17 protein-coding genes and 2 pseudogenes are annotated in these 19823 nt (G+C 41.4%); 12 read left to right on the forward strand and 7 right to left on the reverse strand.

Annotated features, from left to right (window positions below):
• Positions 1 to 152 precede the first annotated feature (152 nt).
• The 6 genes and pseudogenes from LZG75_RS08160 to mqo form a co-directional block, all read left to right on the forward strand.
• A pseudogene (locus LZG75_RS08160) lies at positions 153 to 365 on the forward strand (cupin domain-containing protein); the annotation flags it as partial.
• Positions 366 to 529: 164 nt separating this feature from the next.
• On the forward strand, positions 530 to 1669 hold the full coding sequence (locus LZG75_RS08165) for a kelch repeat-containing protein (protein ID WP_233937207.1): 1140 nt from the start codon (positions 530 to 532) through the stop codon (positions 1667 to 1669).
• 288 nt (positions 1670 to 1957) lie between these two features.
• Positions 1958 to 2491 (forward strand): hypothetical protein, encoded by a 534-nt coding sequence (locus LZG75_RS08170; protein ID WP_233925616.1) that lies wholly within the window; start codon positions 1958 to 1960, stop codon positions 2489 to 2491.
• A gap of 187 nt (positions 2492 to 2678) precedes the next feature.
• Positions 2679 to 2881: pseudogene (locus tag LZG75_RS08175) on the forward strand (IS3 family transposase); the annotation flags it as partial.
• A gap of 275 nt (positions 2882 to 3156) precedes the next feature.
• Positions 3157 to 4851 (forward strand): thiamine pyrophosphate-binding protein, encoded by a 1695-nt coding sequence (locus LZG75_RS08180; RefSeq protein ID WP_233937208.1) that lies wholly within the window; start codon positions 3157 to 3159, stop codon positions 4849 to 4851.
• Positions 4838 to 6340 carry a malate dehydrogenase (quinone) gene (gene mqo / locus LZG75_RS08185; protein WP_233937209.1) on the forward strand — a complete coding sequence of 501 codons (1503 nt, stop codon included), beginning with the start codon at positions 4838 to 4840 and terminating at the stop codon, positions 6338 to 6340. Before LZG75_RS08180 ends, mqo begins: the two co-directional genes overlap by 14 nt.
• Before the next feature lie 337 nt (positions 6341 to 6677).
• Here mqo and LZG75_RS08190 read toward each other — a convergent pair whose 3' ends face one another.
• The 4 genes from LZG75_RS08190 to LZG75_RS08205 all read right to left on the reverse strand — a co-directional run bounded on the left by LZG75_RS08190 (position 6678) and on the right by LZG75_RS08205 (position 12072).
• On the reverse strand, positions 6678 to 8024 hold the full coding sequence (locus LZG75_RS08190; RefSeq protein ID WP_233937210.1) for an arylsulfatase: 1347 nt from the start codon (positions 8022 to 8024) through the stop codon (positions 6678 to 6680).
• A gap of 31 nt (positions 8025 to 8055) precedes the next feature.
• The gene (locus LZG75_RS08195) at positions 8056 to 9027 is read right to left on the reverse strand and encodes a tripartite tricarboxylate transporter substrate binding protein (RefSeq protein ID WP_233937211.1); all 972 of its coding nucleotides are present in this window, start codon (positions 9025 to 9027) and stop codon (positions 8056 to 8058) included.
• 307 nt (positions 9028 to 9334) lie between these two features.
• The gene (locus LZG75_RS08200; protein WP_233937212.1) at positions 9335 to 11566 is read right to left on the reverse strand and encodes a molybdopterin cofactor-binding domain-containing protein; all 2232 of its coding nucleotides are present in this window, start codon (positions 11564 to 11566) and stop codon (positions 9335 to 9337) included.
• 8 nt (positions 11567 to 11574) lie between these two features.
• Entirely contained in the window at positions 11575 to 12072 is a 498-nt protein-coding gene (locus LZG75_RS08205) for a (2Fe-2S)-binding protein (protein ID WP_233937213.1), read from the reverse strand.
• A 114-nt stretch (positions 12073 to 12186) separates the two neighbouring features.
• Between LZG75_RS08205 and LZG75_RS08210 the strand changes: the two genes are divergently transcribed.
• Positions 12187 to 13266, forward strand: a complete 1080-nt coding sequence (locus tag LZG75_RS08210; protein WP_233937214.1) for a sterol desaturase family protein — start codon at positions 12187 to 12189, stop codon at positions 13264 to 13266.
• 35 nt (positions 13267 to 13301) lie between these two features.
• Here the strand turns inward: LZG75_RS08210 and LZG75_RS08215 are convergent, their stop codons facing one another.
• The 3 genes from LZG75_RS08215 to LZG75_RS08225 form a co-directional block, all read right to left on the reverse strand.
• On the reverse strand, positions 13302 to 14015 hold the full coding sequence (locus LZG75_RS08215) for a MipA/OmpV family protein (protein WP_233925620.1): 714 nt from the start codon (positions 14013 to 14015) through the stop codon (positions 13302 to 13304).
• Positions 14016 to 14078: 63 nt separating this feature from the next.
• Positions 14079 to 14816 carry a sterol desaturase family protein gene (locus LZG75_RS08220; protein ID WP_233925621.1) on the reverse strand — a complete coding sequence of 246 codons (738 nt, stop codon included), beginning with the start codon at positions 14814 to 14816 and terminating at the stop codon, positions 14079 to 14081.
• A gap of 11 nt (positions 14817 to 14827) precedes the next feature.
• Positions 14828 to 15715, reverse strand: a complete 888-nt coding sequence (locus tag LZG75_RS08225) for a carboxylesterase (protein WP_233937215.1) — start codon at positions 15713 to 15715, stop codon at positions 14828 to 14830.
• Between the two features lie 37 nt (positions 15716 to 15752).
• Between LZG75_RS08225 and LZG75_RS08230 the strand changes: the two genes are divergently transcribed.
• The 5 genes from LZG75_RS08230 to LZG75_RS08250 all read left to right on the forward strand — a co-directional run bounded on the left by LZG75_RS08230 (position 15753) and on the right by LZG75_RS08250 (position 19790).
• On the forward strand, positions 15753 to 16208 hold the full coding sequence (locus tag LZG75_RS08230) for a DUF4118 domain-containing protein (RefSeq protein ID WP_233937216.1): 456 nt from the start codon (positions 15753 to 15755) through the stop codon (positions 16206 to 16208).
• Positions 16201 to 16428, forward strand: coding sequence for an acyl carrier protein (locus LZG75_RS08235; protein WP_233925624.1), 228 nt, complete (start codon positions 16201 to 16203; stop codon positions 16426 to 16428). The genes LZG75_RS08230 and LZG75_RS08235 overlap by 8 nt, the downstream gene beginning before the upstream one ends.
• A 1-nt stretch (position 16429) precedes the next feature.
• Entirely contained in the window at positions 16430 to 17686 is a 1257-nt protein-coding gene (locus LZG75_RS08240; protein ID WP_233925625.1) for a beta-ketoacyl-[acyl-carrier-protein] synthase family protein, read from the forward strand.
• A gap of 520 nt (positions 17687 to 18206) precedes the next feature.
• Positions 18207 to 19298 (forward strand): hypothetical protein, encoded by a 1092-nt coding sequence (locus tag LZG75_RS08245; RefSeq protein ID WP_233937217.1) that lies wholly within the window; start codon positions 18207 to 18209, stop codon positions 19296 to 19298.
• A 93-nt stretch (positions 19299 to 19391) separates the two neighbouring features.
• The gene (locus LZG75_RS08250) at positions 19392 to 19790 is read left to right on the forward strand and encodes a hypothetical protein (RefSeq protein WP_233937218.1); all 399 of its coding nucleotides are present in this window, start codon (positions 19392 to 19394) and stop codon (positions 19788 to 19790) included.
• The last annotated feature ends 33 nt before the right edge of the window (positions 19791 to 19823 follow it).

Consider the following 19823-nt stretch of genomic DNA (forward strand, 5'->3'; position numbering starts at 1 on the left):
CTGCCAGCAGGCTATCAATGAGTTCTTGGGGTACTGCTCGTTTTGCTGCTTCGGTCATCATCATTACTCCTATGGAGTGGGCTTTTACCCATTATTAGACCGTTTACACAAAATTTAGTACACCCCCGCCTCTCATGCAGCAGGGTAGCGGGTCTACTTTAGTTCGATGGGCGCCGCAAACATATTTCAATCCACATCGGCATTACGGTGGAGAAGAGATCTTTGTGATTGATGGGGTATTTGAGGATGAGCATGGCCGTTACCCCGCTGGATCATGGATCAGAAGTCCTCATATGAGTCAGCACCAACCCTTCAGTAAAGAGGGCTGCACTATCTTTGTGAAGACAGGGCATTTACCGACCTAGATAAGCGGGTACCATTCAATTCTCTAGCCCCGTTCAACTTCTGACGGGCTCACCAGAAAAGTAAACCCCCGCTTTATTTCATAATAAAATAATTTAGAATTTACCTTGCTATTTCTTTTGTAAATTAAAGTTCCGCCAACCTAAATTTTAATAGAGCTTTACATATGAAAAAATTTGTCTTATTGACTTTATCTACCTTCATTGCCGCTTTCCTAGTTTCTTGCAGTGGTAATGGAGATTCAGGATCATCGACATCATCTAGCACTACGGGTACATTTACTGCAACTGGCATGATGACAACTTCTCGCTCTATGCCAACGGCGAATTTATTGGCCGATGGTCGGGTACTGGTGGCGGGTGGAGTGGGACCTGCAAGTATCGCTGTTGCCTCTGCTGATCTCTATGACCCTACCTCAAGAACATTTAGCGCTACTGGATCGATGACAAATCCGCGCTACGCAGCAGCCTCTGTGCGACTTTTAGATGGGCGTATTTTTGTAGCTGGCGGTGAGGGTGTTGATGGAACTGGTATTAGTACTGTTGAAATTTATAATCCCGCATCTACTACGTGGCAGGTAACCAGCAACATGAGTACCCCACGTGTAAACCCAACAGCAACATTACTCAATAATGGAAAGGTGTTGGTTGTAGGTGGATATTCCTACGATAGCAATTGCTGTGCTCTTGCTAGCGCTGAAATCTACGATCCTACTACCGGAACCTTTTCTTCTACCGGATCATTGTCTACTGCACGTCGAAACGCAACAGCAACCCTTCTTAATAACGGTAACGTATTAATAGCTGGCGGCTATAATGGAACCAATTTAGATGCACCAGAAATTTACGATCCTATTACTGGTAAATTTAGTGTGACTGGCTCAATGGGTACACCTCGACGCTTTCCAACGGCCAATCTTTTGTTAGATGGAAAAGTACTGATTGTTGGCGGATATGGTGAAAATAATTCTGTCCTTGCCTCTGCTAGTTTATACAATTCACAAACTGGTACTTTTTCTTATACGGGGTCAATGAACACTCCAACTGGTCGACAAACATCCACACTGTTGATTGACGGCAAGGTTTTGATTGCAGGTGGATACGATCTGACAAATGTCCTTTCTTCTGCAGAGCTTTATGATCCAATTACAGGCACCTTTTCTGTTACTGGATCTATGACAGTACCTCGCTGGCGTCATGCAGAAGCGCGTTTATTAAATGGTGATGTCTTAATAGTGGGTGGCGCAAGCGTGGGAGGAAACTCCGGCGGCGCAATTGCATCGGCAGAGATTTATTCAAGAAAATAGAGCTGAGTAAGGCCAATAATATTAGTTCCGGAATCCTTTAGTCCTAGGCTCAAGTCCTCTTGGGCACACCATAAAAACCCTCACTAGCAATAGTGGGGGTTTTATCTTTTGAGCGTTACTTTAAGTAACGCTTGACTGGCTTTTGCGCAATATGAGGCAGTTAATAGCACCTCTTTTGCAAATATATTACTAGATACCTAATATTAAAACAAAGATCGATGCCTATATTTTTGGCCATTTAATTTATTACTGCAGTAGTATTACTAACACCATATTTTTGAGGATTAAATGAACTCTCAATACGATAAACGGTTTTTGATATCCGGACTCATCATGTTGGTGCTTGGGCTTTTAGCGCCAATTTATTCGCCCTATGCATTAGCAAAAATAGGCATCTTACAGGCGCACCTAATTGGAGCATTACAAGCTTTAGTGTTCTTTTCTTTTGCTTGGATGTGGCCTCAATTATCTCTTCCAAGATTTACTAAGTCTATTGCCACGGTTTCCTTGTATATCTCGTTATGGGCTAATTGGATTGGAACTTTATTTGTCGGTATTTTTGGTGCCGGGAAAGAGCAATATATTGTCAATCAAGATCTCGTTCCAGGTGCCAAAGGCTTTTGGAATATAGCAACCCTATTATTGATAAATCTTTCTCAGTTGGCTGTATTAGCCGTAGTCTTGGCCATTATTGGTTTCTTGGGGTGGGTATGGACTGCCAAAAAAGAGCGAATCATGAATTTCATTTCATTATTACTACTTCTAGCTATTTTAATAATTAGCCTTTTTCAAACCTTCAATCCACAATATTCAAATGGCTAGAGAGGCTAAATGAAATAATTATGTGCTTTTAGTTCAAAATTATTAGAACGGTCTGCTTTACAGCGTATTGCTGGCAAAATCCTTTGGTTGTTAATTTGCATCTAAAACTGAACCCATTCTCATACTTATTTGCAGCCAATTTCAGCCCACCGTCTTTTTAATATAGTCGGCTAGTAAAAGAAAACCTAATCACTTGGTGGTCGAGAGCTTCTTCCAATTACTCAAAAGGGAGCGCATCAAACGCAAAACCTATGCCAGTAGTGCAAAAGAAGGGAGGGCATCTTTGATTACATCAAAATGTTTTACGACCAAAGGAAGTCTCCGTGGGACAACCCGGTTAGGCGCCATGGTTACAACAATGGGCTTTCTCCAGTAGTATATGAAAAGTAGTACCAAGCGAGACTGGGAAGTGTCTAGGATATGGGTAGCGATTCAGTTCACCTTTAAGGTGAAGATTATCAAAAATCCTCTCTTTGGGAGGGGTACTAAAAATCAGGTCAGTTCATTAAAGAGCACATTGTAAAAATTTTGTAGTATTGTTCAGCCGTAATTTTGGCTAAGTTAATCTGCACTAAAATAGGGCATATGCCATAAATCTGCAATATTTTCCTTTCTAGTATTAATAGATTGCCTTAAAAATCGATTAAATTTTAAACAAGATAGATATGAATAATTCTCCATTAGTCAGCGTTGGCACTTATTTAGGGCTGCGGCTCGTGCAGGCTGGGATGCGAAATTTTTTTACTGTTCCAGGGGACTTCAATTTAGTTTTATTAGATCAATTATTAAAAGTGCCTAATTTGCGTATGATTAGTTGTTGTAATGAGCTTAATGCCGGCTATTCTGCAGATGGTTACGCTCGTGAAGCAGGCTTCTCAATGGCCGCTGTAACTTATACAGTAGGTGGTCTTAGTATGTTAAATGCCGTTGCTGGGGCATATGCTGAAAATTTATCCCTATTGGCAGTATCAGGCGGTCCCAATACCAATGATTCACCGGAGCACTATAAAACCCACCACACTATTGGTGAATACAATATTTATCATCAAGAGCAATGCTATGCCCCGGTAGTGAAGGCGGTATGTGCGATTCGCCACCTAGAAGATGCCGCCAGAATGATTGATGATGCTATTAAGGTCTGTTTGATTGAGAAAAAACCGGTTTATTTAGAAATTGCTTGTAACCTAGCTGGTCAACTTATCCCGGCCCCAACCGACTCTTTTTTAGAAAATTTTAGTTTTAAGGCTAAGAGTGATGAGAGAGCCCTAAATGCAGCTGTTGCAGCAGCTGCTTCTCGCATCAATGCTGCTATTAAACCCATCTTGATCGCAGGTGTTGATATTAGAACTGCTGATGCGAGCGAGTCTTTTTTACAACTAGCAAACAAAATGGAATCCGCTGTAGTCGTCACTCCCGATGCCAAGGGAATCGTACCTGAGGATTTATCCACTTTTATCGGCACTTATTGGCCAGAGGTCAGTAGCCCAAGTTGTTCTGCTATTGTTGAATCTAGTGACTGTCAAATTATGACGGGAGTACAGTTAACCGACTACACCACAACAGGTAGAACTGATCTTTATAAAAAGGACTCATCAATAAAAATTGGTAAAAATTCTATTAGCATGCCAGAAGGTTATTTTGCTAATGTGCAAATGAGTGATTTTTTGGCTGCCTTGGCTACCAAAGTAGCGAAAAATGATGACTCTATGCAAGAATTTTTGCGCCTTAAAGTTGATCCTCCAACTACTCCACCAGCTGCACCAGCCGATAAGTTATCTTTAAAAGAATTACGCAGACAAATTCAGGGAATTCTTACGTGTGACACTATCTTAATTGCTGAAACGGGTGACTCTTGGTTTAATGGGCAACTTTTGCATTTACCAAGGGGGTCACGCTATCACGTGCAAATGCAATACGGGTCAATTGGTTGGTCGGTAGGGGCTACATTTGGAGCCGCTCTGGGCTGTAAGCCTGGGGGTAGAGTCATTTCGCTAATTGGTGATGGGTCTTTTCAGTTAACGGCTCAAGAGCTATCCAATATGATTCGCTACAAGGTCAACCCTATTATTTTTCTTATGAATAATGGCGGCTACACCATTGAAGTAGAGATTCATGATGGGCCTTATAACAATATTCAAAATTGGGACTATGCGGGCTTAATCAACATCTTTAATGCAGGCAAAGGCAATGGCCTTGGTATTCGTGCTAATACGGCTGGTGAACTAAGTAGTGCAATTAAACAAGCCTTGGTGCATGAGGGTGGTCCAGTGTTAATCGAATGCTCTCTGAGTAGAGATGATTGCTCTATTGAGTTACTTGAATGGGGTAGCCGAGTAGCCAAAGCAAATGCAAGAATATAAAGCTATTAGCGAGCTTGACTGCGTCTTAGTTGGCGCAGGAATTATGAGCACTACTTTAGGCGTTTTCTTAAAGGAGATCAATCCAGATTTATCAATCGAGCTTATTGAAAAGCTGGGGAGTGCGGCTTTAGAAAGTTCAGAAAGTTGGAATAATGCAGGGACAGGCCATGCAGCCAATTGCGAGCTGAACTACACCCCCCTTGAGGCTGATGGCTCTATTAATATATCTAAAGCGCTTGAAGTCAACGTTGAATTTGATCTGTCCCGCCAATTTTGGTCTTACCTCATTCAAAAAGGCGCAATAACAGAACCGCAATCTTTCATTCATCCTGTGCCTCATATGAGTTTTGTTGAGGGAAATGACAATGTAGCTTTTCTTAAAAAAAGACAAGTGGCACTTAGTGCCCATCATTGTTTCCATGGGATGGAGTACTCCGAAGACCCAGATCAAATTGCTGAGTGGGCCCCGTTGTTAATTAAAGGAAGAGATGTTGGTAAAAAAATTGCAGCAACACGCATTGTTTCTGGGGCGGATGTAAGTTATGGATCATTAACTTCGCAGTTGCTAGGCCATTTAATAAAATTATCTGATTTTCGGGTTACATTTTTAGAAGAAGTTATTCATCTACAGCGTGAACCCGATCAGCGTTGGCGTCTTACGATTAAAAATCAGCGCAATGGTAATGAGCGTTTCGTAATAGCCAAATTTGTTTTCTTGGGCGCGGGCGGAGCTGCGCTACCTTTATTGCAAAAGTCGGGCATTCCTGAGTCGGTTGGATATGCTGGTTTTCCAGTGAGCGGCATATGGTTGCGTTGCAATAACCAAGATGTAGTCAGAGAGCACGAAGCAAAAGTATATGGAATAGCCTCTGTAGGGTCACCTCCCATGTCTGTTCCTCATTTGGATACACGCATTATTGATGGTCAACATTCATTACTCTTTGGCCCCTTTGCAGGCTTCTCTACTAAATTTTTAAAGTATGGATCTTGGCTCGATCTTTTCAAGTCGATTCGACCAGGCAATCTCTTGCCACTAGCAGCTGTTGGTATTACAAACTTAAGTCTTGTTAAATATCTAGTAGGGCAAGTATTGCAATCCAGTACAGATCGACTGAATTCACTTAAACAATATTACCCAACTGCCAATGCGAAAGACTGGGTAATTGAAGTCGCTGGCCAGCGTGTGCAAATTATCAAGAAAGATGCCACCAAAATTGGGATTTTAGAATTTGGTACCGAGATAGTTGAATCTAAAGACTCGTCCATGGTGGCCTTGCTTGGAGCTTCACCAGGTGCATCCACAGCTGTTGCGATCATGGTAGATATAATAGAGCGAATGACCCCTACTAAACTTCTGCCAAGCGAGTGGAGAGTTCAGATGAAAAAAATGATTCCATCTTATGGCGAATCTTTAATTACAGATGCCGCCCTTTGTAAAAAAATTAGGGCCAACACTGCAGAGACTTTGGGCTTGGTTAATATTAATTAAAGCTACACACCCGTTCTCAAAATTTCCTAGGTGTTACTTTGCATCTAAAACTGAACCCATTCTCATACTTATTTGCAGCCAACTTCAGCCCACCTTCTTTTTAATATAGTTCGCTAGTAAAAGAAAACTTGATCACGTGGATCAATTAAAGTTAGAGACCAATGGTGGGTTAGTTTTAGAGGCAAATTAATAATATGACGACTTTTATTTAAATTAAGTAATCATAGAGCCAAGCCGTAAGTTCTTTCTAACCCGTTTTTATACCAGTACTTTTGCCTATTTAATACTTGTTCAGGACTTAAATACAGCTAATTCGTGTGGTTAAGCAAAACATGGTTCAGATTGGTTTAAAGTCATCAGATGCGCCAGGGGGTATTGGTGGGTGCGTTTTTAAAGAGTTCTGAAAATTTATTACCATTTTTCGAATTGGGCCCCTCACCCAGCCCTGTGTCGTATTCACATCTGATTCTTCTTTTGGATCCTGGACAATATTAAATAGATAGGGTGTTTCTAGATGATTGGCACCAGCATTAGGCTCTACTTCCCAAACAAAATGCATTTTCCAGTCACGCCACTTTGCGGCCCTAAGTTCAGTTTTTATAAAATATACAAATCCTTCACGATTTGATTTCTCTTCCTTGCCTAGTAAAAATTGACTTTGATCGATCCCGTCAATCGGTCGATCTATCGGCATTTTTAAGTCAGCAATATGTGCTAGGGTAGGCAATAAATCTACCACATGAATAATTTCATTTGTCACTTTTCCAGCTGGAATTTTATTAGGCCAGCGAATGATGAGAGGCACTCTAAGGGCGCCCTCCATTGCGGTATGGTAGGTACCCGTCCACATGCCTGCGCTACCCCGCCAGGGCCGACGATACTCTGGCCCGTTGTCACTGGCAAAAATGAATATGGTATTTTCTGCGAGATCGTCTTGATTAATTGCATCCATTATTTGACCTACTCTTGCATCCATTTCAATTAATGAATCAGCAAAGTCGCCATAATTTGAATTACCCTCAAAATCACGGTGAGGCAGGGTTGGAAAGTGCAACTGAGTTAATGGAACATAAAGAAAGAATGGTTTTTTATTTGCATTACGGTGAATAAATTCACAACTGCGTTTTGTTAACTCGGCATCAATTTTTCGTCTCATTTCTAAATCGTATAGCTCTTTCTTTTCAGCTAGATTACCTTTTTTACCCTCCATCACGTAAGGAGCCTCAACAACGGATTGGTCATACCCAATTGAATCAAAAAACATACTTTCATTAGTAGTTCTTGGAATTCCATACCACTCATCAAAGCCTTTGTCATTAGGATATCGGCCTGCCTTATCGCCTAAATGCCATTTGCCAAACATTGCAGTCGCATATCCTGCTTCTGAAAATAGCTCTGCCATAGTTTTTTCCCAGGGGATAATCCCCTGAGGTAAGCCAGCTGGAACCGATTGAATTGCCCCAGTTCTAATGGGGTGTCGACCGGTCATGAGTGCAGATCTAGTTGGAACGCAATCGCTTTCTACATTAAAGTTGAGAAAGCGAGTGCCCTCTTGGGCAAGGGCATCAATTCTGGGAGTTGGCGCACCGCGAATTGCTCCACCGCCATAGCAACCTAGTTCGCCCCATCCAAGATTATCGGCAAGTATTAAGACAACGTTTGGTTGAGTATCTATTTTTTTCATTATAAAATTTATTAGCGATAAAGAGCAAATATTAATCGACTGGAATTTTTAGTATCTTATTTAATTCGATCCAGCGCTGTATTGAGTTTTTTAAAAATACCTCAAATTCACTTGCAGGCATAGGCCTTGCTGTTAATCCAACATCAAGTAATTTTAGTTTTATCTCGGGCTTTTCTAAAATCAATAAAATTTCTTTAGAAACTTTATTGAGAATCGCTGGGGGTAGATTTTTAGGGGCAACGACTCCCACCCACTGCGTAATAATAATATCTTTAAAACCTAATTCAGCTAAAGTTGGCACATTTGTGGCATTAGGATTTCGTTGTGCGCTAGTAAGGGCTAAAATGCGAATTCCCCCCTTCTTTTGTTGTGAAAGTAGGGGCGCAAAACCTAAAACTGCGGCAGGGGTTGTGCCCCCGGTCAGATCGATAATTGCTTGTCCGCCGCCTTTATATGGAATGTGCGTCCATTTGAAATCTGCTGATTTTGCTAACCACTCACCAATGTAATGCTGGTTTGTACCTTGGCCAGAGGTTCCATATGAAATAGTCCCTGGCTTACTTTTTGCCGCATTCAATAGGTCTGCTAATGTAAGGTAGGGCGTTTGACTTGACACTGCGATCCCAATGGGTTGATCGCCTATTAAGGCGACGCCAATTAGATCTCTCCCTAGGCGCCAACTTAAGGACTCTCTGGTGGCGCTTAGGATGGCAGAACTGTCGGAGGCAATGGCAAAGGTATAGCCATCTGGAATAGCATTAGCGGCCAGCTGCAACCCAATAGCGCCGGAAGCTCCGGGCTTATTTTCAATAACAATGGACTGATTTAAGGCTTTACCTAACTCAATCGCAATTATTCGGGTAATGATGTCATTAGTGCCGCCTGCTGCCTGCGGCACAATAATGCGAATAGGTCGATCTTTAGGCCACTCCTCAGCCCAAGAATTATTACCAGAGAGAATACTGGTAATCAAGATACAGCAAGTAACTATGTATTTTTTCACCATGTACCAGTATCGTTAATTTTCAATAGTTTAGCTTATTGATGAAAATACCCAGCCTTCGAATTAAAAATTAGGTAATCTTAAATTTACATTAACGTAAGTTACAGCCCACCATCTTTTTGATATAGCCCTAAGACGGAATTTTTGGCGCCTAGTTGCTCTACGGATGTCTTTAACCACCTGCTCAGCAGGGCTCTTAGGTTGATTGGATTTGATGTTCATCTTCATTCCTTATGTTAGAAGATGAACCAAAATCCTCCTTTAATCAAGTGCCCCTATTTGTCTCATAGTTGCTGACGTCGGACAATTAAGCTAACTTCAGCCCCTCTTTACTTAAGGGAAAGTTACGCACAGGCCTGCCGATTGCCGCTGAAATTGCGTTGGCTACGGCAGGGCCAACTACACAAATAGTAGGCTCTCCAACACCACCCCAAAAGTCAAAACTAGGCACTAAGACAGATTCGATGCGTGGAGTTGAGGCAAGGCCCAGCAATGGATAGGCATCCAAGTTTTTTTGCACGATACGCCCATTTTCTACAGTGATTTCGGGATTGAAAATCGCTCCCAATGCCATCACTACCGAACCTTCAATTTGTTCGCGTGCTAAATAGGGGTTAACTACATGACCAGAATTGAGGGCAAAAACTAATCGATCGATTTTGACGGTATTACCTTGCATCGATACTTCGGCCACGCACGCAGAATAGCTAGCATATCCCATAAACTGAGCTATACCTCGATACACCCCGGGCGGAAGTGGTTTTCCCCAATCTGCTTTCTGCGCTGCTGCATTCAAGACGGCCAAATGCTTGGGATGATTTTGCATCAATGCTTGTCGAAAAAGTAGTGGATCTTTATTTGCTGCCTTAGCACACTCATCCATGAAGCATTCCATGAAAATCGCATTTTGATTTGTATTGACACCACGCCATGGACCAACGGGTATATGCGTATTTCTCATGACATATTCAGTTAACAGCGTCGGAAATTGATAGCCCAGCTGTGCATCGGGACCCTTCTCATAAAGACCTTGAAGTTGCCGTTCATCTTTACCATTTTTAATATTCTGTGGTGCAAGCGTGGCATTAATCGACGGGCCAGAAACCTTAATATGCATACCCGTTAGATTTCCTGATGAATCTATGCCAGCAGTCATTTTTGCCATCGCAATGGGATGATAAAAATCATGAGTCATATCTTCTTCACGACTCCAGATTAATTTGATAGGCACACCTGGAAATTGTTGCGCAATTTTAGCGGCTTGGGTTACATAATCTTGTGTAGAGCCCCTACGTCCTAAGCCTGTACCTGAATCTAATTTATAGATCTCGCATTTATCAAGCGGAATACCCGTAGCCTCAGAGAGCGCAGCATGAGAACCTTCCCCATTTTGCGTGGGAACCCATGCTTCAGCCTGACCCCCTGAAATTTTGACTGTGGCATTCATGGGCTCCATATTGACGTGGGCACGATATGGAGTGAAATAGATTGCTTCCACTTTTTTAGGTGAGCCTTGAATAGCGCCTAGGGCATCACCTTCTTTTCGCTGCCAGTAGTTACCTTCTTCATCTAGAGCTTCTCTAAGTGTTTTGTTAATACCAGCTGAAGATACATTTGCGCCTTTGCCTTCATCCCAGACGATAGGTAAAGCGTCTAGCGCTGTTTTAGCGCGCCACCAAGAATCTGCAACTACCGCTACCGACTTATCGCTTACCTGTACAACGCCTTTAACCCCACGCATATTTTTAATTTGAGCCTCATTAAAGCTCACTAACTTGCCACCAAAAACGGGACATGCTTTGATAGCGGCACAAAGCATGCCAGGCAATTGCAAATCTGCACCAAATACCTTAGAGCCGTTGACTTTATTTGCGGTGTCAATACGGGCGTAAGGTTGCCCCGCGACCTTCCAGGTGCGCGGATCTCTTAAGGTAATAGCTTTAGGGTCGGGAGGACTTAAAGTAGAGGCAAGCTCGGCAACTTGTCCATAGCTAATTTGCCTACCTGTTTTGGCGTGAGTAATGATCCCTTTATCTACCGTCAATTCGCTGACTGGAACATCCCACTTATTCGCTGCTGCTTGCATCAGCATTATTCGCGCTGCTGCTGCACCGCGACGCACATAGTCTTCAGAAATACGAATACCACGACTGCCACCGGTACCATGCTCGCCCCATGTTCGTTTTCTGGCTAGGCTATGCCCCGGAGTTGGTGACTCTGTACTGACATTTTTCCAATTACACTCGAGCTCTTCAGTAACCATCTGCGCTAAACCTGTTCTTGTACCTTGGCCCATTTCTGAGCGGGCAATGCGGATCAGAACAGTTTCATCTGGCTTAATACTGACCCAAGCATTTACCTCTGGTGCGCCAATTTTTAATGGGCTATTGTGGTCATAGGCATTATTTTTTTGAGCCAGAGCATATTCAGGCAGTGCACCAAGCCCGAGCATTAAACCACCGCCAGCAAGCGTGCCCTTAATAATAAATTGACGACGCGAAGCGTTATCAAGATTTGGAGTTTGGTCAATTAGTCTCATATTTTTTCCTAACCACGACTCTGAGGAGAGGCTGCATACAGAGCCAAAATATCTACTAACGTCTTCTGTCCAGAGGCGACATGAATGCCATCGCGAATTTTTTGATAAGTACCACAGCGACAAACATTAGACATGGCTTTGTCAATATCCTGATCGGTTGGCCTAGGATTCTTTTTCAACAAAGCGGCAGCGGCCATGATCTGACCAGATTGACAGTATCCGCACTGAGGAACATCTAGTGCAATCCAGGCTTTTTGCACAGGATGCGAGCTATCTTTAGAGAGCGCCTCAATAGTCGTTATTTTCTTACCACCGACCGCAGAGACGGGAATCATGCAGGAACGCACAGGTTCGCCATTCATATAGACTGTACAGGCCCCACATTGCCCAATACCACAACCATATTTGGTGCCTGTAAGGCCGACGAACTCCCGAATTGCCCATAAAAGGGGCATATTAGGCTCGACATCGACGTTGTATATTTGCTCGTTAATGGTTAACTTCATGCTTGGCCTCTTATGTTTTATTATTTGCTATCGTTTTTTTTAATACTATATATTATTCTGGATAGCTAAGTAAACAGTAAATCAGGTCAATTAAATTTCTATTAAAATTGCTGGGTGAACGAACAGTTACTAAATCAGATTATCCTAATAGCCATCCCCATTTTCAGCATTTTTATGTTGGGCGAATTTTTTTATGGCTTAGCAATTGCTAAAAATACTTATCGGCTAAACGATACCATCAGCAGCATCAGCCAGGGACTACTAAGCCAGTCTATTTTGCTTTGCCTGGTTTTTTTTCAAATTGGGGCTTATGAATTACTCTACATATATTTTGGAGCAAGATCGTTTACGCTTTTTTGGGAAAGCTGGTATGGCTGGATCATTGCATTTCTAATATATGACTTTATAGATTATTGGCTTCATCGGGTCAGCCACCAATCTGCTCTGCTTTGGGGTTCTCATGTCGTCCACCACCAAAGTCAATTATTTAACTTTTCTACTGCTTTAAGACAGGAAAGTTTTTTCCCCATTATTGCCTGCTTCTTTTTTGCAGTCATGGCGCTACTCGGAATTCCACCATATCAATTTGTTTTAATTGGTCTATTTGTATTAATTTATCAATTCTGGATGCACACTGAACATATCGGCAAATTAGGATGGTTTGATAGCGTCTTTTCTTCACCCTCGAATCATCGAGTGCATCATGCAATCAACGACGAATATATTGATAAAAATTTTGGCGCAGTTTTAATCATTTGGGACCGAATTTTTGGCACTTATCGGGAAGAAAAAAGCGCCTGTATCTATGGCACCCAAACCCCCTTAAATTCTTGGAATCCTTTATGGGCGCTTGGTTCAGTATTTATTAACCTATATAAGAAAAGTCGCAACTATTCTGGGCTGATAACGAAACTCAAAATCTTCTTTAAGGGTCCTACTTGGAGGCCCAATGACGAAGGGGTGAAGGATTCAGAGGTAGTTGCTAATGTTTTTCAAATATATAACCCACCCTTGACGGGGCTGCAGAAATGGGTTGCAGTGATTATTTTTTCTGTGACAATTTTATTTTCTATTTATTTTTTTATCACAGTAGATCAGTACGCCTATTTCGATAAAATTATGTGCTTGATATTGGTTAGTATCGGCTTGTATTATGCAGGGTTTTTTATGGGACAAAAAAAGCAACCCACTTGAACCAAACCCCTTGTGATTATTTTTTCCTATACAAATTACTTAAATCGGTAAGCTAATGCCATAAATAGGTTGTCTTCAAATGTTCGGTTCATGACCGGGCTATTGCTAATTCCGCTTCCCATCCACTTGCGTTTGCCATAAATATTAATATACCAATCTTCAATAATTGGCACTTCTAATAAGAAACCTAACATTAAATTATTAGTAGCAGGAGCGGTATAGCTTTGGTAGCCGATGGTGTTCGCTTGTTGGTTATTTAAACCATAGTAATAGTTTGCATATTGGCTCGACTGTCTTTCAATACCGAGTTGGGGATACAGGGTTATTTTACGAACTATTTCAAGCTCACCGAAGTAGGAAAAATCATATAAAGCCCCCTTAGATTGACTAAAGTCATGGTAAGCATTGATAAGAAATCCCCCAATTGGTGTTTCTTGGAAGGTGCCAATCCCAATGGGAATGGGGTAACGCTTAACAATAGTTGTGGTTGTGAAGGGCGATTTAACCACGAAGTTATCGAGAATTGCTTTGCCAGTTACCTCAAGGTACCCATAACCAATTTTGGCTGTTTTAATACCGAACATATCAATTCTTGCAAAAGCTCTTTTATAGTTAGCAAAAACATAGGGCGCAACAAATGTCTGCGTACCATAAGTACCAAGGTGTAAATTAGAGGTATAAGTTGCTAAACCAATGTCACCAACTAAATGATCAGGAATGTCATCATCATAGGGTTTATCTTGAGCCAAGCAAAAAAAAGAAGAGGTAAAAAAAAGAAGAAAGAAGAAGCAACGCATTAAGTAAAAATTACTTTATTTAATATCGCGGCAAGAGAGCATATGCATTACTTTGCGCTCCGAATCAATTTCAAAGCCGCATTCTACTAGGCGAGATGAGTTTTCATAGGTGCCAAAAAGAATATCCCAAATAGGTAGGCCATAATTATTAGTATGGCGATTGCGTTCATGATGAATGCGATGCATTTCAGGTCTGACAATGAAATAGCCTAGCCAATGTGGGGTAGGGGTGTTGGTATGCTCCCAGAGTTCGAAGATGCTAACCCAAAGAGATGCCCAGACTGCAGATTCAATGTTTAATCCCAGAAAAGAGTAGGCAACAACATTAATAATGAGGGCATTCGCTAAGAAATCACTGGGGTGAGCATACAGCGCAGTTAGAGCTTGAATACGATGGGTGCTATGGTGAATTTGATGAAATATTTTCCAGATTAAACTATTGTGATGTCGAAGGCGGTGCCACCAATAAACAAAAAAAGTAATGCAAACATAGGCAAAGAGGCCATTCAGCCAGGGGGGAGTTTTTAAAAATTGCGTTGAAAAATTTGGAAATATTACGATGGCGCCCAAATGAGGAACCAAAAATATACCAATTATTATTGTCAGTAGTACTCCAAGACTGCCGAAGATAAACAGCCTTATAAGCCAGGATTTATCTGGGCTATAACGATGTAATGGGCGAATTTTTTCTAAGCCAATAAAAAAACCAGTAACTGCAATAAGAGCAATGATTGACGTCTCAGAAGTTAGCACAAGCCAATTCCTTAAGTCAATTTATTGAGCTCTTGATGCGACTTTTCCACCCTTAAAAAACGCTGCAGTTCAGGAGAAATAATTTTGTTTCTAATTTTTGAATTAGACAAGATGTCATACGTTTCTTTTAAAAAAGCAATTGACTCATAAGCAACGGTTTCGCGTTCATTATCAACCGTTATCATATGATAGCTATTCCCAAGGTAAATAGATCTCTTGAGTTCAGAGCTAATTGACTGATTCAACAATTCAACGTTATTTGGATGCGCAATCTCATCATCTACCGCATGAATAGTTAATGTTGCAGCAGTAACATAAGCTAGATTTTTTTTCACATAAGAGCACAATTGATTCGCTTGATAAATATGGTTAAGCGTCATATATGACCCGCCAATTTCTGAAATCTGATGGTTTGACATCGCTTTTTTAATGTAGGCTCGAATTTGAATATTTTTAACCCCAAAGGGATCTCGTTCCTTGTATTTAAATCGCCCTCCTAAGCCAAGCCATATTCCTAATTTAGCAAAAATTCGGTACCAAGGAATGGCCCATCCGTTGTAATTTAAGGTAGTAGATAGGCACAGAATTGCATGAATATTATCTAGCCTAGAGCCAACACCGAGCGCTAAAGTTGCCCCAAGTGAAACTCCACCAAGAGAGATGGGTAGCGACTCTTTCATCTGTAAATTACTCACATAATTAACTGCCTCATTAAGCCAATCATTCCAATTACCAGCATGATCACCAAAGTTATAGCCATTAAAAGTAGGGGTTTCAACACGAAAGCCACTCTTCCTGAGGACATTAGCCAAATAGCTTAACTCGAGCGGGGAAGAAGAAAGCCCATGAAATAGTACAATTAATGGGCTAGAGCTTGGAGTAGCTGCGAATGTATGCATGTAAAGATATTTTAGGCTTTTTTGGGAAGGGTAGGCAATGCAAATAAAAAATGCCAATAATTGGTGCGCGGTGCCCAAGCGGGCTATTTACCCCGTAACCCTTCTGGCATTCTTTTTGATAACTTGGGGTTTATTTGCTTTAGGGCAAGTTTTCTATAGTGAAAATCCTTATAAGTTCTACTATTTAATAGCGATCTTTTTAGCATATTCCTTTGGTTTTTTGCCTGCCTTAGTTTTTATTATTGGTGGCACCCTTTATGCTAATTATTGGTTTGTCGCCCCCTTTGGAGAATTTGAATTCAGCTTTCACGATTTGCAACAATGGGCGTTAAACTTTGCACTGGGTTTTACGTGCATATTATTGATTGAATATCTGCAACGTGAGCGGTATAAAACGAAATTACTATTATTGGTTGCAGACTCGCGCTATTTAATTTTATTGCACCGCGATAATGAGCTCATGAATGCATTGAAAAAAGAAAATAATGTCTGAAACAATGAAAATTCTGCTTCAGCAAGTGGCGGATCGCTTTGATAAAAATATCGATGATATTAGTCCAGATATGACTTTAGAGTCACTGGAGATTGATTCCCTTGGAAAAATAGAATTATTATTTGATCTAGAAGATCATTTTAAAGTGCGGATTCCGAATGAAACTATTAATCTCACCACGCTTCAAGATGTCGCAGATTTAATTGATTCTGCAAAATAAAGTGAGTGTAGATTCACAGCCCAATCGTGTGGTTATTACTGGTTTAGGTGCAGTTTCTTGTTTAGGCGTTGGTGCAGCTATTCAATTTCAAAAAGCCGCTACTTGTACGTCCGGAATAACCAGCCTTAATAAAGCACTAGCTATCCCCGTTGATTTAGCCTGTGCTGGTTTAGTCGCCAATCCACTGCCAATCCAATTGGATGCTTCATCACAAGGCATGTTCGATCGTGTGGCGCAGTTATCTTGGAGTGCGGCAAGAGAAGCGCTTGAACATTCTGGGCTAAAGGATCTGCCCGAGAAAACATTAGATCGTTGCGGAATTTTTTGGGGCACTGGTTTTGGGGGCGCAAATACGGTTGAAAGTGCCTTCGAGGATATTTTTATCAAACAGAAGGAGCGTGTTAGACCTTTTACTGTTATTGGTGTAATGGCGAATGGTTCAGCGGCATTAATTTCATTGAAGACGGGTTTTAAAGGCCCTTCAATGACTTATGCCACAGCATGTGCTTCCTCAGCGCATGCGATCGGCGAGGCTTATCGTAGCATCAAACATGGTTACTGTGATCGCGCAATTGCAGGCGGTGCAGAGAGTCTATTTACTGCAGCGTCGATTAAGTCTTGGGAGGCGTTGAAAACACTTGCCACTCCTGATCTCGAAAATATTGCCAATTCTTGCAAACCATTTTCAAAAAATCGTAGTGGCTTTGTATTGGGTGAGGGAGCTGCTGCAATTATGTTGGAATCATGGTCTAGCGCAAAAGAGCGTGGCGCTATTATCCTTGGAGAAATTATTGGCTATGGCACTTGCTCAGATTCATCACACATTACCAAGCCAGATCCTCTGGGTCAGGCTAAAGCAATGCAGCAAAGCTTAGAAGAGGCCCGCCTTAACTCTGCCGAGGTGGTTTACATTAATGCTCATGGTACTGCCACGCAAGTTGGTGATATTGCCGAGACCATTGCCCTTAAAAAAATATTTGGAGATGAGGGCGCCAAACGCCTATCGATTAGCTCAACTAAGGCCATTCATGGGCATACTCTTGGAGCCGCAGGCGCATTAGAGTTGCTGATTACTATTCAAGCAATGCAAAAAGGAATTGCTCCTGGAACCGCATTCTTGGAAATACCCGATCCTGACTGCGATCTCAATTTCTTGCCATTAAGATCCGCTGAAATACCGATTCCTTATGCAATGAGTAATTCCTTCGCCTTTGGTGGCTCAAACGTTTCACTTCTATTAGCCAGGGATGTGAATTAATTAATTTTTTTCTTAATTGGTGCGGTAATGTTATGAAACCAAAGTACCCCTAAGATAATGCCCGTTATCAAGACCTCTGCATCACTTACCAGCCCGTGAAAATTATCTGCCGCATAAGAGTTCGAGTTTAAATTAATCGCTAATTCTAAAAACACAACTGAAGCTGTAAAAATTAAGCGTGCCTTTTTTAGGGTTTGTAACAAGGGAGCATGGAGTTTATTTGCATTGATCAACAAATAGATTACTGAACAGAAATTGATAGACCAGAAAAGATAGATAAAAAAAGTTAAATTGAAAGGCGCGCTTAAGTAGTAAAGCGTAGAAACTAGAATCTGTAAAGAAAGTAAAAATTTAGTCACTTGAGTTAATTGTTTATTTAAACGATAACTGTACACCTTTTATTATAGATTTTCAGCGCCGGCTAAACTAATTTTCATAAATTTTGACATATATGTAATAATGGATAAATCATTACTAAATATTTTATTAACTTATCGCCGACCCTTTATATGGAGTTTTCATGACATCAGCAATGCAACGAAGTATTTTTTTAATTAGCATTGTTATCGCTAGTGTATTAGCAGCCTGTGGCGGCGACGGGACTAGTAGTTCTTCAACAGCTATTACTTACACTACTCTGAATAACCCCATAGCTACTGCAGCAAATTATATGAGCTTGACTGGTATTCGTGGTGTTGATAATTCCACTGATGTTTACATTACTGGAGCAACCATAGTAGGGACAACATATATAGCCCAGCTCTATAAAGGTCCCCTTACTGGAGGCGGCACATACTATACGATGCCCTTTCCCTCTTCTACTGGAGCTACTATTAGCAGTACTAATTCATATAGTGTTGACAATCTTGCAAATGGTGCAGTGAACTTAGTTGGTAGCTATACCACTACTCAAAATGCCAATCAACAGGGCTTTATTTATACTGGGTCTGTCACGAATAATCCGACTTCTGGATATGTCACGCTGAATTATCCGAGCGCTCGTCAAACCATTCCACATAGTGTTATGAATGATCTGGTGGTTGGGGGATATGAGACGCCGCTCGGCAAATTGCGGGCTTTTATTTACCAAATTAGTACTGGCCAATTTACCGATCTTAAAGTAGTAACTGATGCCAACAATGCGGTGACCGCTTATGGTGTTTGGCACAATGGTGGTAACAGTTACACCATTGTTGGTGGTTATACCGATATATCCACCAAAGAGCAGGCCTATATTCTTGATTACGATTCAAGTACGGGGGTTATAACTAATACAACAACGTATACCTACAATAACCAGGCTTCAGCTTTGACCCATTTTGAAGGTATTACGACTAATGGCAACGGCGGATATTATTTGGCTGGGTTTGGTCAAGTAACCTCAGGCGGTGCCGTTTCATGTGCTTTGGTCAGCATGACTAGAACCATTTTAGGACCCTTAAAAACGGCTGGATTTACAACTACCCCAACATGGGTCCAAGCAGTCTTTCCTGGAGCAACAACCCAATATGCCAATACTGTTTACCAAAATAATCTTTTAGGAACCTATTTACCGGGTCCGATTGCATTGAATGGCTATGTTGCAAATATTCCTACGAGTTTAATTAAATAAACCTATGACAGTATGCTCGGGTTCAATTGCCAGTTTCATTACAATTAAGGCGTGGCTTGGGGTAGCATATGAAAATTCTCTGGAGGAACTAACGTGATTCGATGTATCCGTTTATGGACAGGCGCAGACAATAACTCGTATTTTGAAGAGGGCGTGATTGATTTGAATTTAAAAAATAATCGCGGTGATGTACTTTCATCAGCATTTACAGCTCAAACGATTTCATTTCAAGAAACAAGCGAGGGGGGTAAATATGATTGGCATAATGACCCTGTAAGGCAGATTGTCATTACCTTAACCGGCACTTTAGATTTTGTCACGCGCAATAATGAGCGCTTCACCATTAATCCAGGTGATATCTTGTTGGCCGAAGATTCAACTGGCACTGGGCATTCTTGGAAATTAGTCGGCTCTGCACCATGGAAACGTGCCTATATTGTCCTTGCACCAGGCGCAGCGGTTGCCTTTAAAGCCAATAAAGCACAGCAGTAAAAAAAAGATTTAGCAGGCTTGAATTTCCATCTT

The sequence above is a fragment of the Polynucleobacter sp. IMCC30063 genome (assembly GCF_021395235.1).
Taxonomy (GTDB): Bacteria; Pseudomonadota; Gammaproteobacteria; order Burkholderiales; family Burkholderiaceae; genus Polynucleobacter.